Raw genomic sequence first — 16930 nt, forward strand, 5'->3', positions numbered from 1 at the left:
CCAAAAACGTATTCCGCTTCCTGACAAACGACGGTCACTACATCATCTTCAACTACATCACCAACAAAACAACACGACTGCCAATTACACCTGAATCCTGGCCTGGCTTGTCGCCGTATAAAAACCGGATCATAGGCGCCGTACAAAATGACGCGCCTCTATTCGACACTTATTACTACATCTTTCTCACCAACAACGAATACATCAGGTACAACCTGAAAAATAATAAAGCCGAGACCGGCCCGATAAAAATCAATAACGGTAATTGGCCGGGACTGCTGAGGGACTGAGGACTCACCGATGTGCGGCGTGCGGTTAATCATCGGTTAATCGCCGCCTCCCATTGTGCACCTCACCTGCACAGGGATAAGGCTTACCCATGCGTCGTCTGTTTCTATTTTTCGTCCTTTTGATCTCGAGTCTGGCCCAGGCAGGGACCAATCCGTTCGAAACAAAACCTGAGTTTCTGCCGGTGGAGAAGGCGTTCATTTTCACGTCTGAACGCCTGGAATCCGGTGAAACACAGCTCTACTGGCAGATCACCGACGGTTATTACCTTTATCAGAAACGCCTGAAACTCGATGGGTTGCCGACTGAACAGCATCCCGTCCTGCCGGAAGGCGAAGCGCACAGCGACGAGTTCTTCGGTGAACAGCAGGTTTACCGCCAAGGTCTGGAACTGAAGATCCCGGCCGGCGCGAGCGGTCAGATCAAGGTGGGCTTCCAGGGCTGCGCCGATGCCGGTTTGTGTTATCCACCGCAAACGCAGGTGGTGGATTTGGGCGGCAACGTCCCGATCGCCGCAAACGAAGCACCGGATCAAACCCTGGCCAGTGACTTGCAACAACGGGCGCTGGGCTGGAGTTTGCTGGTGTTTTTCGGCTTGGGTCTGCTGCTGGCATTCACGCCTTGTTCGTTACCGATGCTACCCATTCTGGCCGGCTTGGTTGTGGGCAGCGGCGCCACGCCTAAACGCGGGTTTGCCCTGGCGGGCAGCTATGTGCTGAGCATGGCGCTGGTGTATGCGGCGATGGGCGTATTGGCCGCGCTGCTCGGTGCAAACCTGCAAGCGCTGCTGCAAAACCCTTGGCTGCTGGGCAGTTTCGCGGCGGTATTTGTGCTGTTGGCGTTGCCGATGTTCGGGTTCTTCGAGTTGCAATTGCCGGTGGCCGTGCGCGACCGTCTGGAAAACGTGTCGCGCAATCAACGTGGTGGCAGTCTGGTCGGCGCCGGTGCGCTGGGTGCCTTGTCCGGTTTGCTGGTGGGTCCATGCATGACCGCGCCGTTGGCCGGTGCCCTGCTCTACATCGCGCAAAGCGGTAATGCGCTGCATGGCGGGCTGATCCTGTTCGCCATGGGCATCGGCATCGGTGTGCCGCTATTGCTGCTGGTGACAATCGGCAACCGCTTCTTGCCAAAGCCTGGTGCGTGGATGAACCTGCTCAAAGGCATCTTTGGTTTCCTGTTCCTCGCCACGGCGTTGCTGATGTTGCGTCCGGTGCTGGATGAATCGTTGTGGATCGGATTGTGCGGCGTACTGCTGTTGTCGGCGGCTTACAGCGCCTGGCGCCAGTCCAGCGGTTTTGGTCGGACGGCGCACGTGTTCGGCGCCAGCTCATTACTGTTGGGTTTGTGGGGCAGTCTGTTGGTGATCGGTGCAGCGGGCGGTAGCGACGATTTGTATCAGCCACTGCAGGTCTATCGCGGTTCAACCACGGCCAGTGCCGCTGCACCTGTCGGCCACGAGGCCTTCACCACCATCAACGACCCGCAAGCGTTGCAACGGGAACTGGACGCGGCGCGGGCACAGGGCCAATGGGTGCTGCTGGATTACTACGCCGATTGGTGCATCTCGTGCAAAGTCATGGAAAAACAGGTCTTCGGCAAAGCCAACGTGATGCAAGCGTTGAGCGATGTGCGCTTGCTCCGGCTGGATGTCACCGCCGACAATGCCGCCAGCCGCGAACTGCTCGGCCGTTATAAAGTGCCGGGGCCACCGAGTTTTCTGTGGATCGGTGCCGACGGCGGAGAGCGTCGCAGCCAGCGCATCACCGGCGAGGTCGATGCCGACACCTTCCTGCAACGCTGGACCACGACCCGAGACGCCCGTTAATGCTGACTTTTACCCTCGGCACCTTCGCCATCGCGCTCAATCATCTGCTGCTGATCAGCGCCCTGGCGCTGGCGACGTTTGTCGGCTGGCGGGTGGCCAAGCGGGGTGGCGAGAACCCCGAGTCGGTGCTGTTCAGCCTGTTCCTGACGGGCATGCTGGCGGCCCGGGTCAGTTTCGTCGCCGTTTACTGGGTGCACTACCGCAACGATCCGTGGCAAATCATCGACCTTCGCGACGGTGGATTCCTCGCTTGGCCGGGGGTGATCGTGTTGCTGCTTACGGCGCTGTATCGCGGCTGGCGTCGACCGGGATTGCGCCGACCTCTGGGGTTCGGCTTGGGCAGCGGTCTGGTGTTCTGGCTGCTGGCGACCGTCTCCCTGGGCATTTACGAACAAGGCACACGCCTGCCGGAAATCAGCCTGCGCAATGCCGCCGGTGACACCGTGCAACTGGCCGATTACCGGGGCGGTCCACTGGTGATCAATCTCTGGGCCACCTGGTGCCCGCCGTGCCGTCGGGAAATGCCGGTACTGGAAAATGCCCAGCAACACCGGCCGGACCTGACTTTCCTGTTCGTCAATCAGGCCGAAAGCATGCAAAGCGTCGCCACCTTCCTCGAAACCCAGGGCTTGAGCCTGACCAACGTGCTGTTCGATGGCGGCGGTCGATTGGGGCAGGCCGTGGGTTCGATGGCGTTGCCGACGACGCTGTTCTATAGCAATGACGGTCGCCTGCTGGGCAGTCATTTGGGCGAACTCTCACAAGCCAGCCTGGCCCACGCCCTGAAAAACTTTGACACCCCTTCTTCTGCCACACCGTCCCCCTCTTCAAGGAAACTGCCATGCCCCGCCTCCGCCACCTGCTGACGCTGACCCTGGGCGCTGCCCTGCTGCACCTGCCGTCGGCACAGGCCGCTGAAGAACTGCCTGAAGCGATCAAGAAGATCGAAGCCAAGGGCGCGAAAATCGTCGGCCAGTTCGATGCTCCCAACGGCTTGCGCGGTTACGCAGCGCAATACCAGAACCGTGGCATGGCGCTGTACCTGACCCCGGATGGCAAGCATGTATTGCTCGGCAACCTCTACGATGCCGAGGGCAATGACCTGACCACCGCACCGTTGCAGAAGCTGGTTTACGCGCCAATGGCCAAGGAAGTCTGGGGCAAGATGGAAGCCAGCAACTGGATCGCTGATGGCAAAAAAGATGCCCCGCGTATCGTCTATCTGTTCAGCGATCCGAACTGCCCTTATTGCAACGTGTTCTGGGAACAGGCGCGGCCGTGGGTGAAAGCCGGCAAGGTGCAATTGCGGCACATCATGGTCGGAATCATTCGCGAGGACAGTCCTGGCAAATCCGCGGCGTTGCTGGCAGCCAAAGACCCGGGCAAAGCGCTGGAAGAACACGAAAAGGCTGGCAAGCTGAGTTCGCTCAAAGCCCTCAAGGACGTGCCGCCGGCCATTCAGGCGAAACTGGCGACGAACATGCAGCTGATGGAAGACCTGGAATTGCAGGCAACCCCGGCGATTTTCTACATGGATGACAAGGGCGAGCTGCAACAGCAGCAAGGCGCGCCTTCGCCGGACAAGTTGGCGAAGATTCTGGGGCCTAAATAGTTTCACCCGACGTTGTGTTGGTGAACTCACCGGCCCCTTCGCGAGCAAACCCGCGAAGGGGCCTTCACAGGCGCTAAAGAAACTAGAACTCCTCCAACTCCGCCATCAAGTCATTCAAGCGATCCACCTTCTCCTCGGTGATGTCACTGGCTGCCAAGCCGTGGATGTACTCCGCCAGTTCCGCCACCGTACTGCACTCAAACATCGCCCGTAGCGGCACATCCCGTTGCAGCGCTTTCTGCACCCGCGACGCAATCTGCGTTGCCAGCAACGAATGCCCCCCCAGCTCGAAGAAGTTGTCACGTACCCCAACCTTCTCGACTTTCAGCACCTCAGTCCAGATGTCCGCGAGCGTCTGCTCCAGTTCATTGCGCGGCGCCAGATAGTCCTGGCTCTGCAACTGGCCGATCTCCAGCGCAGGCAAAGCCTTGCGATCAAGTTTGCCGTTGGCGTTGAGCGGCAGATGATCCAGCCACAACCAGTGCAACGGCACCATGTATTCCGGCAGTTCGGCGCGCAGGCGTTGTTTGATACGTTCCAGCCGATCAGCGGTATTCAAGCCCGAATCGGTTGCTACCAGATAACCAACCAAGTGCTTGCCATTCACCCCTTCCTGCACACCCACCGCGGCTTCACGGACCTGCGGTTGTTCGTGCAGGCGCGCTTCGATTTCCCCCAGTTCGATGCGGTATCCGCGGATCTTCACTTGATGATCGATGCGCCCAACGTATTCCAGCACTCCGTCACTGCGCCGACGGGCCAGGTCGCCGGTGCGATACAGTCGATCCCCTGGCGCCCCGAACGGATTCGGCACAAACACCGGTGCCGTGCGAAGCGGATCGCTGACATACCCGCGCCCGACCCCGATGCCGGCCACGCACAACTCGCCCACGGCACCCAACGGCACCAGGTCCAGCGCGCCATCGAGCAGGTACAAACGGTTGTTGTCGGTCGGCGTACCAATCGGCAAATAGCTGCCACGCGTCGAGGCCGGATCGACGTGGAAAAATGCCACGTCGTCCGAACATTCCGCCGGGCCATAGGCATTCACCAAACCGATCTCCGGGTAGCGCAGCAGCCATTGATGCGCGAGTTCCGGCGGCATGGCCTCGCCAGTCGGCAGCATCCAGCGCAGACCGTCGAGGCTCATGCATTCCTGGGCGAGCATGCCCTGAATCAGCGACGGCACGCTTTCCAGCACGGTGATGCGTTGCGCTGATACATGCGCCAACAGGCCCTGCGGATCATGGGCAATGGTGTTCGGCACGATGTCCACTCGCGCACCAAACAACGGTGCGGCGAGGAACTGCCAGACCGAAATGTCGAAGCTTTGCGAAGCCGTCTGGGCGATCACGTCGGCATCACTCAGGTTCAGGTACGGTACCTTGCTCAACTGGTTATTGAGCATGCCGCGCTGCTCGACCATCACGCCTTTGGGCAGTCCGGTGGAGCCCGAGGTGTAGATCACGTAGGCAAGGTTGTCCGGCCCGCTGTAGAGGCCCGGATCAGCCACCGAAACAGCGCTCGCCTGCACCGCTTCCCAGACCAACAACCTGGGCCGCTGGGCACAGCCGCATTCATCCAGCAACGCCAGCGCTTGTTCGCGACAGGCCTGAGTGCACACCAGCAACGGCGTGCGGCTCAAGTCGATGATCCGGCTCAGGCGCTGGCTCGGCAGGCCCGGATCCAGCGGTAGATAGCCCGCCCCTGCCTTGAAGCTGCCGATGATCATGCCGAGCAAATCCAGGCTGCGTTCGGCCAGCAACGCCACCGGTTGATCCAGCCCGACTCCGGCGGCGATCAGGGCGTGACCGAGGCGGTTGCTGCGCTGGTTCAGCTCAACGTAGCTGTATTGCTGATCCAGGCAACTGGCGACTATCCGCTGTGGATGCTCAGCCACCTGGGCTTCGAACAACGCGACGTAACTTTGCTCCAGCGGGTACTCGTGTTCGCTCTGGTTGCAGTCGTGAATCAGGAAATCCTGCTCCTCGGCGCTCAGCAACGGCAATTCAGCCATGTCGCCATGGAAGCCATCGACCAGCGCCAACAACAGTCGTTTGAACTCACCGAGCATGCGTTCGATGGTCGAATCGTCGAAATAACGCTGGTCGTAAGACAGATGCAAGCCGAGGTCGTCGCCTGGATAGCACACTGCCGTCAACGGGAAGTTGGTGTGGGTGCGGCCCGAATCCGAGGTCGCGTTGAGGTTTTGCGCCCGGTCCAGCACCGACACTTCCACCGGGGCGTTTTCGAACACGAACAGGCTGTCGAACAGCGGCTGACCCTTGGGCAGTTCGCTGTTTTCCTGAATGCTTACCAGCGGCAGGTATTCGTACTCGCGAAGCTGCATGTTGCTGTCGAGCAAAGCGCTCAGCCATTGGCGCACGCTGCAACGCTGGTCGTCTTCGGGCATTTTCACCCGCAGCGCAATGCTGTTGATGAACAGCCCGACCGTGCGCTGCATCTGCGGCATGTCGACCGGGCGCCCGGCCACCGTGACGCCGAACAGCACGTCGCGATCACCGCTCAAACGTCGCAGCACCAGGGCCCACGCCGCCTGGGCGAAGGTGTTGATGGTCAGGTGATGCGCCTGCGCCAGCTCGCGCAATTGCGCGCCGTCACGAGCGTCGAGCCTTGTATAGCGATCACCGACGATCATGCCGCCGCTGTCGCCAGCATGCTCACGCAGGAACGGTCGATCACTCGGAATCGGCGTGGTCCGCTCGAAACCTTGCAGGTTGGTTTTCCACCACTGACGCGCCTCGGTCAGGCTCTGGCGTTGCAGCCAGCCGATGTAGTCGCGATAACGCGGTGGCATGGCCAGTTGCGCTTCGCGACCGTCGCCAAGGGCGGTGTAGATCTCAAAAAAATCGTTCATCAGCAGCGAGCGGCACCAGGCATCGATCAGGATGTGGTGGTTGCTCATCATGAACCAGTAACACGCCGCGCCGACCTTGATCAGGCGCAGGTGAAACGGGGCCTGATTGAGCAGATCGAAGCCGGTTTCGCGTTCGCGCTTCAGCAAGGTCTGCAACGCCGGTTCTTGCTCGGCTTTGTCCATCGAGCTCCAGTCGAGGTATTCGATGGGTGTGCTGCCCGGTTTGTGGATCACTTGCAGCATGTCTTCGCCGACGTTCCAGCAAAACGAAGCGCGCAAGGCTTCATGACGGGCGATCACCGCTTGCCAGGCCTGGGCGAAACGCTGCGGATCGAGTTCGCTGTTGATGCGGTAGCGATCCTGCATGTAATAAAGCCCCGTGCCCGGCTCCAGCAAGGTGTGCAGCAGCATGCCTTCCTGCATCGGGGTCAGCGGGTAGACGTCTTCGATCACGACCGCCGGGACCGGCAAAGCGTCAAGTTGCGCCTGGGTCAATTTCGCCAGCGGGAAGTCCGACGGCGTCAGGCCGCCCGCCTCGTCTTGCAGGCAATGTTCGATCAGGCTTTGCAGTTCGCCCAGATACGCGTCCGCCAGCTCAGCGATGGTATGCGGGTCATGACGTTCGGCACTGAAGGTCCAGCGCAGCACCAGTTCGCCGCCATAGACCTGACTGTCGATGCTCAGCTCATTGGGCAGCGGCGCGTGGGGATCGTGGGCTGCGCCGATCGGTTCATCGAGCGGATGGAACAAGGCATCCGTACCGAAGCTCTGGTCGAATTGGCCGAGGTAGTTGAAGGTGATCGGAGCTACCGGAAACGCGGCCATGGTCTGGCGGCACAGGTCATCGGCCAGGTAACGCAACACGCCATAACCCAAGCCTTTGTGCGGCACGGCGCGCAATTGTTCCTTGATCGCTTTGATCGAGGCGCCCTGCCCGTCCAGAGGGGTCAGTCGCAGCGGATAGGCGCTGGTAAACCAGCCCACGGTGCGAGTCAGGTCGATCTCGTCGAACAGGGCCTCGCGACCGTGACCTTCCAGTTGAATCAGTGCCGATTCGTCGCCGCTCCAGCGACAAAGCACGCGGGCCAGCGCCGTCAGTAACAGGTCGTTGACCTGCGTGCGATAGGCACTCGGGGCCTGTTGCAGCAATTGTCGAGTGTGCTCGGCATCGAGGCGCACGCTGACGGTTTGTGCATGGCGATTCTGCCTGCCGCCCTCAGGACGATCGCACGGCAGCGCTACATCAGGCCCGGCCAGTTGCGACAGCCACCAGCTCAACTCTTCGCGCAAGGATTCGCTGCCGGCGTAGGCCTGCAAGCGTGCCGCCCAGTCCTTGAAGGCACTGGTTTTCGCCGGCAGATTGACCGTTTGCCCGGCCTCCAATTGACGGTAAATCGATTGCAGATCGTCCAGCAGCACCCGCCACGAAACACCGTCGACCACCAAGTGGTGAATGGCAATCAACAGCCGCTGTTGCCCCTCGGGACCATCGACCAGCAACGCACGCAGCAACGGCCCCGCTTCGAGATCGAGACTGCGCTGGGCATCGACAAACAACGCCTCGCACTGGTCCATGGCCGGCACGCGCACTTGCCACAACAATTCGGTGTCGGACACCGGCCGATGCTCGGCCCGCCATTGCCCGGCTATTTCGGTGAAACCCAGGCGCAAGGCATCATGTTGCTCGATCACCGCCAGCAGCGCTTGCTCCAGGCGATGGGGTTCCAGCGCCACGCTCGGTTCCAGCAGCAACGCCTGGTTCCAGTGTTGGCGCTCGGGGATGTCGGTGTCGAAGAACCAGTGCTGGATCGGCGTCAGACGCGATTCACCGCTGAGCAAGCCTTGCTCGGTAGTGATCTGCTCGGTGCGGGTCGCCACGGCAGCCAGGGTTTGCACGGTCTGGTGCTGGAACAAGTCACGCGGGCTGAAATGGATGCCCTGCTGCCGCGCCCGGCTGACCACCTGGATCGACAGAATCGAATCACCGCCCAGCTCGAAGAAGTTGTCGTTGAGGCCCACCTGCGTGACGTTCAACACTTCACACCAGATCGCGGTCAAGCTCAGCTCAAGCGCATTGCTCGGCGCCACATAGTGCTGACGGTTCAGCTCCGGGTCCGGTGCAGGCAATGCACGGCGGTCAAGTTTGCCGTTGGCGGTCAGCGGCATGCGGGGCAGCAGGATCAGGTGCGTCGGCACCATGTAATCCGGCAACTGGGATTTAAGGTGTTGTTTCAAGGCGTCACGCAGTGCCGCTTGTTGCGCTTCTTTTTCCTCGGCCACCTCAGTGACCAGATAGCCAACCAGTTGTTTGCCACTCGGCGCATCAAGCGCCAGTACCACCGTTTCACGGATCGATGCATGTTCCAGCAGGCGGGATTCGATCTCGCCCAACTCGATGCGGAAACCGCGAATTTTCACTTGATGGTCGATCCGTCCGAGGTACTCCACCAGCCCATCGGCGCGCTGGCGCACCAGGTCGCCGGTGCGGTATATACGCCCGCCATCCGCAGCGAAGGGATCGGCGATAAAACGCTCGGCCGTCATGCCCGGCCGCTGGTGATACCCCTGCGCCAGACCGGCACCGCCGACGTACAACTCGCCGGTCGCCCCTTGCGGTACGAGGGCCAGGTCCGCGTCGAGAATGTACGCCACCCGCGCGCCAATCACGCTGCCAATCGGCACACTGCCCAGGCCTTCTTCCAGCTGTTCGGGCGCGAGGCTGGCCAGCGGCATGACCACGGTTTCGGTCGGACCGTAAGCGTTGAAAAACAGGCTCGGCTTGAACGCTGCACGAATCCGCGCCAGGTGTTCACCGGTCAGGGCTTCGCCGCCAGTGATGCACATGCGCACCGGCAGGGTTTCACCCTGGGTCGCCAGCCATTGCGCCAATTGGCTGCCGTAGCTCGGGGTGAAGCCGAGGATGTTGATGTTGTGGCGACGAATCAGGTCGCAGATTTCTTGCGCATCCCACTGCCCTTGCGCCCGTAAAACTACCTGCGCACCGCTCAAGAGCGGTACGAGCAAACGCTCGGTCGCGGCGTCGAAGTTGATCGAATAGAAGTGCAGCTCACAGTCATCCGGGCGCATGCCGAAGCGCTCGATGACCGACTGGCAATGCATGGCGATCTCGCCGTGAGACACCACCACGCCTTTCGGTTTGCCGGTGGAGCCAGAGGTGTAAATCAGGTAGGCCTGGTGTTGAGGCAGGCTGATATACGGCAGCTCGGTGACTGGATAAGTGGCCAATGTGGCGACATCTTCCTCCATGCACCCACGAGCGACAGTTGCCGGTAACTCACCGAGGGCTTCGAACATCGCCGCATCGCTGAGCAGCAAACCGATGCCGCTGTCTTCGATCATGTAGTGCAAACGGTCCAGCGGGTATTCCGGGTCCAGCGGCACATAAGCGCCGCCGGCCTTGAGGATCGCCAGCAGGCCGATGACCATTTCCAGCGACCGCTCAAGCGCCAGACCGACGCGCACCTGCGGGCCGACGCCTCGCTCACGGAGCCTCCAGGCCAGTTGGTTGGATCGGCTGTCGAGTTCGGCGTAGCTCAGGGTTTGCCCGGCACAGGTCAGGGCCGGTGCGTCTTTGCGGGCCAGCGCCTGCTCGCTGAACAGGTGATGAATGCACTGGTCGAGGCGATGCTCACCCGGCTCGACGCCAAGGCTATCGAGCAGATTTTGCTGTTCGCTGACGTCCAGCAGCGGCACTTCACTGAGGCGTTGTTGCGGGTCGGTCAGCAACGCTTCCAGCAGATTGCACCAATGCCCGGCCATGCGCGCAATGCGCGGCTCATCGAACAGATCCGTGCTGTAGGTCAGGCAGCAACCGAGGCGATGATCGAGGTCGGTGACCTCCAGATTGAGATCGAACTTGGTCGCCCGCGCATCGTTGGCCAGGTACTCGACGGTCATGCCGGCCAGGGTGCGGCTCTGCTGGAATTCCCAGCGCTGCACGTTGCACATCACCTGGAACAACGGGTTGTAAGCCGCGCTGCGCGGTGGCTGCAACGCTTCCACCAGATGGTCAAACGGCAGGTCCTGATGGGACTGGCCCTCGATGACCGTGTGGCGTACCTGCTCGAACAATTCACCGACGGACATCTGCCCGTCGAGTTGGCAACGCAGCACTTGGGTGTTGAGGAAGGCACCGATAAGACCTTCGCTTTCCGGGCGAATCCGATTGGCCACCGGCGCACCGATGCGCAAATCAGTCTGGCCGCTGTAGCGGTAAAGCAACACGGCCAGCGCGGCAGTCATGGTCATGAACAGGGTAAGACCGTTCTGCGCATTGAAGGCGCGGACGCGTGCCGCGAGGTCATCGCTCAGGTCGAAACGGAACAGTTCGCCATGATGACTTTGCACCGGTGGACGCGGACGGTCCGCCGTCAATTCCAGCAGCGGATGCTCACGGCCCAGTTGCGTGGTCCAGTAGTCGAGCTGACGCTGACGTTCGCCCGACTCCAGCCACTGACGCTGCCAGACGCTGTAATCGAGGTATTGCACGGGCAGTGGCGCCAATGGTGATTCGCGATCATCGACGAACGCTTCGTAGAGCGCGCTCAGTTCACGGGCGAAGATGTCCATCGCCCAGCCTTCGGTGACGATGTGGTGCAGGGTCAGCACCAGGTAATGCTCGTGCTCGGCGGTCTTGACCAGACAGGCGCGCAGCAAAGGGCCGGTTTCCAGATCGAACGGGGTATGCGCCTCGTCGTCCGCCAGCTGTTGGACCCGTTGCTCGCGGACCTCGCCAGCCAGTGCCGAAAAATCCTTCCAGTTCATGCGCAGTCCGGATTGCGCATGGACCTGCTGCCGGGCGACGCCATCGACACTCGGGAACGTGGTGCGCAGGGTTTCGTGACGCTGGATCAACGCTTGCAGCGCCGCTTCGAAACGCCCGACATCGAGCACGCCACGCAACCGTGCCATACCGCCGACGTTATACGCGGGGCTGTCCGGCTCCATCTGCCAGAGGAACCACATGCGCTGCTGGGAATAGGACAGCGGCACAGGCTGGTTGCGGTCTACTTTCTCTATCGGTGGCTGTTTATTGGTCTTGCCGCAGACCTGAATCAGCCGAACCTGCTCGGCGAACGCGCCCAGCTCACTGTTCTCAAACAACGCACGCAGCGGCAACTCGACGTCGCAGGCCTGGCGGGTGCGGGAAATGATTTGCGTGGCCAGCAACGAATGGCCACCCAGGGCAAAGAAGTCGTCACGCAGACCGATTTGCGCGAGACCCAGCACTTCGCGCCAGATAGCGGCGATGTGTTGCTCCAGTGTTGTGACCGGCTCGACGTGTTCGCGTACGTGCCATTGCGGCTCGGGCAAGGCGCGGCGGTCGAGCTTGCCGCTTGGGCTCAGGGGCATTTGCTCCAGACGCATTAGCTGTGCCGGGACCATGTACTCCGGGAGTTCAGCCGCCAGCGCGGTTTTCAGTCGTGCGGTTTGCGCGTCTTCGGTTTCGCGGGTTTCAGTGGCGGTGTAATAGCCGATCAACTGCCCGCCGGCCGCCGTCTCGCACACCAGCACCACGGCTTGGGCGACGTCCTCCTGCGCCAGTAACCGCGCTTCGATCTCTTGCGGTTCGACACGGAAGCCGCGCAGTTTGACCTGCTGATCGAGACGGCCGAGGTATTCGATAACGCCGTCAGCGGTCCAGCGTGCGCGGTCGCCAGTACGGTATAGACGTGCGCCCAGCTCACCCAGCGGATCGACGACAAAACGTTCGGCGGTGAGGCCCGGACGGCCCAGATAACCGCGCGCCAGACCGATGCCGCTGATGCACAGCTCGCCGGAGACGCCGGGCGGCACGGGATTGAGGTCGCTGTCGAGCACACGGCAAATGACATTGCCCAATGGACGGCCAATCGGTGAGCGCTCACCATCGGCGGCGGTGCAATGCCAATGGGTCACGTTGATCGCGGTCTCGGTCGGGCCATAACGGTTGTGCAGTTGCACGGCGGGCAACCGATCCAGCACGCGGTTGCGCAGTTCCGCCGGCAAGGCTTCGCCACCGGAGAACACACGGCGCAGGCTGCTGCATTCAACACTGAGCGGTTCGTCGATGAACAACGCAAGCAGCGGCGGCACAAAGTGCAGCGTGGTCACGCCGTACTGCTGAACCAATTGGGCAATTCGATGCGGGTCGCGGTGCTCACCGGGGCCGGCAATCAGCAAACGGGCGCCGGTGATCAGCGGCCAGAAGCACTCCCACACCGATACGTCGAAACTGATGGGCGCCTTCTGCATCAGCACGTCGCTGTCGTTCAGGCGATAGGTGTTTTGCATCCATTGCAGCCGCTCGGCGAGCGCCGCGTGGGTATTGCCGACACCCTTTGGCTGGCCGGTCGAACCCGAGGTGTAGATCACGTAGGCGAGGTTGTCGCCGTTCAGATGCAGCCCCGGCGCATGGCTCGGCCAACGGTCGAGCGTGAGCGCATCCATGGCAATCACGCTGACGCCATCGGTGGCCGGTAGACGTTCAAGCAATCCGGTTTGGGTCAGCAGCAGTTCGACGCCGCTGTCGCTGAGCATGTAGGCCAGGCGCTCGGCCGGGTAGTCCGGGTCCAGTGGCACATACGCGCCACCGGCCTTGATGATCGCCAGCACGCCAATCAGCAATTGCGGCGAACGCTCGGCCGCAATGGCCACGCACACGTCCGGGCCCACGCCTTTGTCGCGCAGGTAATGCGCGAGGCGGTTGGCGCGCGCGTGCAGGTCGGCGAAGTCTATGGCCCCACCGTCCCACAGCAGGGCTGTGCGTTCCGGTGTCAACTTCGCCTGTTCGTTGAGCAGTTGCGGCAGCCACTGATTGGCCGGTGTGCAAGGCGCCTCGCTCCAGACTGTTTGCTCGTCGAGTTCGTTCGAGCTCAGCAGCGGCAGGTCGCCGATGACGGTGTCGGGTTGTTCGCAAATGGCCCGCAACAGGTTGCTGAAGTGTTCGGCCAGACGCTCGATGGTCCGCGCTTCGAACAGTTCGCTGGCGTAGTCGAAGGACAGGCTGAGGCGCCCCTTTTGGTCTTCTTCGCTGTGCAGTTGCAGGTCAAACTTGGCTTCGCGGCTGTGCCACGGCAGCTCCTCGGCGAACAGCCCCGGCAGGCGACGCAGTGCGCTCAAGTCCCGTTGCTGGTGGTTGAACATGACCTGGAACAGACCTTGTTCGCGGGCTTGCGGGAACGCTTCGAGCAGTTGTTCAAAGGGCAGGTCCTGATGCGCCTGGGCGCCCAATGCGCTCTGTCGGGTTTGCGCCAGCAACTGAGCGAATGGCTGCCGCGAATCCACCTCGGCACGCAGCACCTGAGTGTTGATAAAGAAGCCGATCAGCCCTTGGGTGTCCAGGCGTGGACGGTTGGCATTCGGCACACCGATGCGGATGTCACGCTGGCCGCTGTAGCGGTGCAGCAAACTCTGGAATGCAGCAAGCAACAGCATGAACGGTGTGGCTTCATGAGCCTGTGCGGTCACGCGAATGGCATCGCTCAAGGACGCACCCAAAGCCAAGGTATGGCGGCCCGCACTGCAGGTGATTTGCGTCGAGCGCGGATGGTCGGTGGCCAGATTGATGGTCGGGTGCTCATTGCCCAACCGGGCTTTCCAGTAAGCCAATTGGCGCTCGCCCTCACCTTGCGCCAACCATTGACGCTGCCAACTGCCGTAGTCCGCGTATCGGGTCGGCAATGCCGCAAGCGTCGCTGTATGCCCTTGGGACGCGGCGGCGTACAGGCGCGAGAACTCGTCGATCAGCACGTTCAACGACCAACCGTCGGCGATGATGTGGTGCATCGTCACCAGCAGTTGATGCTCCTCGTCAGCGAGGCGCACCAGGGTGACCCACAGCAGAGGGCCTTTCTCCATATCGAACTGGGTACGGGCTTCGTCTTCACGGATTTGCGCTGCGCGGGCTTCACGCTGGGCGGCGGGCAGGTCGCTGACGTCGATCAATTGCAGGTTGAACTCACCGGCCTCATCCACCTGTTGCAGCGCCACGCCATCACGCTCGAAGAACCGCGTGCGCAGGGATTCGTGACGCTCGATCAGCTGCTGGAAACTGGCGCGCAGCGCGTCTTCATCCAGCTCGCCACGCAAGCGCAACGCACCGGGAATGTTGTAGGCGCTGCTCTGCGGGTCGAGCTGCCAGGTGATCCACAGGCGATTTTGTGCCAGCGACTGCGGCATGGCTTCGGTGCGCGACAACTGGGTGATCGCTCCTTGGGCCGGGCCGCCATCCTGTTGCTGCTTAGCCACCGCGATGGCAAATGCACCGAGTGTTGGGGCTTCAAACAGCAGGCGCAGGTTCAGCTCCAGACCGAGTGCTTCACGCAGGCGCGCGACCACTTGGGTGGCGGCGATAGAGTTGCCGCCGAGCAGGAAGAAGTGGTCGTCGGCATTGACCTGCTTGATCTGCAATTGTTCGCCCCAGATCTGGCCGATCAGGGTTTGCAGTTCAGAAGCCGGTTCGGTCTTTCCTTCAGGTTCGGTGAACGCTGACGGAAACTGCGCATAGCTGTCGAGGCTGCCGTCCGCCAAGCGATTGCGGCACGCCGAGCGTTGCAACTTGCCGCTGGAAGTCTTGGGCAGCGCCCCCGGATTGAGCAGTACCACCACGCTTGGCGCTTCCTGAAAGGCCTCGGCCACGACTTGGCGGATGGCGTTGATCAGTGCATCGGGAGGCAGGATTTTCTGCACGCTGCGGCTGATTTCGGCGGCGATGCCAATGCCTTCCAGGCCGTCGATCTGCACCGCGAAGGCGGCGACCCGACCTTTACGCACCACGTCCACTTCACGCTCGATGGCCTGCTCGATGTCCTGCGGATAAAGGTTGTGTCCGCGAACGATCAGCATGTCTTTCAGGCGCCCGGTGATGAACAGTTCGCCGTCGCGCATAAAGCCCAGGTCACCGGTGCGCAGCCAGGTCTGGCCGTTGTGCTGGACGAAGGTCTTGGCGCTGGCCTCGGGGTTGCGCCAATAGCCGAGAGCGATGCTCGGCCCGCTGGCCCAGACTTCGCCAACAGTATTGTCGGCCCGCTCAGTGAGTGCCACCGGATCGACTATCAGCACCGCGTGATCCGGCTGGCTGATGCCACAACTCATGACCGCGCGGCCCTCGCCAGGCTCCGCGCGGTTTTGTGTCAAGGCTTGGTCGTCCACGCGCAGGTTGCCAATGCCTTGCCCGCGACGGCTGCCAGCAACGAACAAGGTCGCTTCGGCCAGGCCGTAGGACGCCATGAAGCTGTCCGGGGTAAATCCGCAGGGGGCGAACTTCTCGGCGAAGCGTTCCAGGGTGTCGAGGCGAATCGGTTCGGACCCGGAATACGCCACGCGCCAGCCACTCAGGTCGAGCCGCTCCAGGGCCGACTCGCTGACGCGTTCGCTGCATAGCCGATAGGCAAAGTCCGGCCCGCCGCTGATGGTGCCGCCGTACTCGCTGATCGCTTCCAGCCAGCGCAATGGCCGAGCGAGAAAGTACGCTGGCGACATCAACACACACGGCACACCGCTGAAAATCGGTTGCAACAGACCACCGATCAACCCCATGTCGTGGTACAGCGGCAGCCAGCTGACGATCACGTCATCAGGGTTCAGATCGATGCCAAAGCCGTGGCGAATCAACAGTTCATTGGCCACGAGGTTGCCGTGGCTGACTTGCACACCTTTGGGCAACGCGGTGGAACCGGAGGTGTATTGCAGGAAGGCAATGTGGTGGTCTTCGAGGTTCGGCTCGATCCAGCGGTTCGCCCATTCCGCCTCGAGGGTGTCCACGCATAGCAACAACGGTGCGCCTTCAATCTGCTGCAAGGCGTCGCACAGATCAGCACTGGTCAGCAGCAGGCGAGGCTCGGCATCGCTGATGATCGATAGCAGACGCTCCTGGTGATGACGTTTGGCCGACTCTGGCGGATAGGCCGGCACCGCGATCACTCCCGCATACAAACAGCCAAAAAATGCGGCGACGTACTCCGGGCCACTGGGAAACAGCAGTACCGCGCGATCGCCAAATTCGGTCTGGGCCTGCAACGCTCCGGCAATGGTTCGCGCGCGCTGGTCCAGCTCGCGATAGCTGAGTACCACCGCCTGGTCCGGGTTGTCGGCGAGAAAACGCAAGGCCACCCGATCCGGCGTCAGGGCCGCGCGGCGCTGGAGGGCTTGGACCAGAGTGCTTGGGAGTTCGAACGCGTCGGTCATGAGGTTTCCTGCCTGATTTCGGCTTGCAAGTGGAATCGGTTTTCTGACAGCACGCCCATGGGAAGGCGCGCACGACACGGTCTTTGCCGACCGCGCAAGGCAATGGGGATGCGGGTTTGGCCGGGATTGACCCTGCGCC

The 16930-nt window shown here is 61.7% G+C and carries 4 protein-coding genes; 3 read left to right on the forward strand and 1 reads right to left on the reverse strand.

All coding sequences use genetic code 11. The annotated features are described in order from the left end of the window. Positions 1-379: 379 nt before the first annotated feature. The 3 genes from dsbD to dsbG are packed head-to-tail and all read left to right on the forward strand — an operon-like array spanning position 380 to position 3725. Positions 380-2113, forward strand: coding sequence for a protein-disulfide reductase DsbD (gene dsbD, locus PMI22_RS24970; RefSeq protein ID WP_007943284.1), 1734 nt, complete (start codon positions 380-382; stop codon positions 2111-2113). Beyond that, entirely contained in the window at positions 2113-2979 is an 867-nt protein-coding gene (locus PMI22_RS24965) for a TlpA disulfide reductase family protein (protein ID WP_007943285.1), read from the forward strand. Before dsbD ends, PMI22_RS24965 begins: the two co-directional genes overlap by 1 nt. Further along, on the forward strand, positions 2955-3725 hold the full coding sequence (dsbG, locus tag PMI22_RS24960; RefSeq protein WP_007943288.1) for a thiol:disulfide interchange protein DsbG: 771 nt from the start codon (positions 2955-2957) through the stop codon (positions 3723-3725). The genes PMI22_RS24965 and dsbG overlap by 25 nt, the downstream gene beginning before the upstream one ends. Before the next feature lie 82 nt (positions 3726-3807). Here dsbG and PMI22_RS24955 read toward each other — a convergent pair whose 3' ends face one another. Continuing rightward, positions 3808-16791 (reverse strand): non-ribosomal peptide synthetase, encoded by a 12984-nt coding sequence (locus PMI22_RS24955; RefSeq protein WP_007943289.1) that lies wholly within the window; start codon positions 16789-16791, stop codon positions 3808-3810. Between the last annotated feature and the right edge of the window lie 139 nt (positions 16792-16930).

Source organism: Pseudomonas sp. GM21 (genome assembly GCF_000282215.1).
GTDB lineage: Bacteria > Pseudomonadota > Gammaproteobacteria > Pseudomonadales > Pseudomonadaceae > Aquipseudomonas.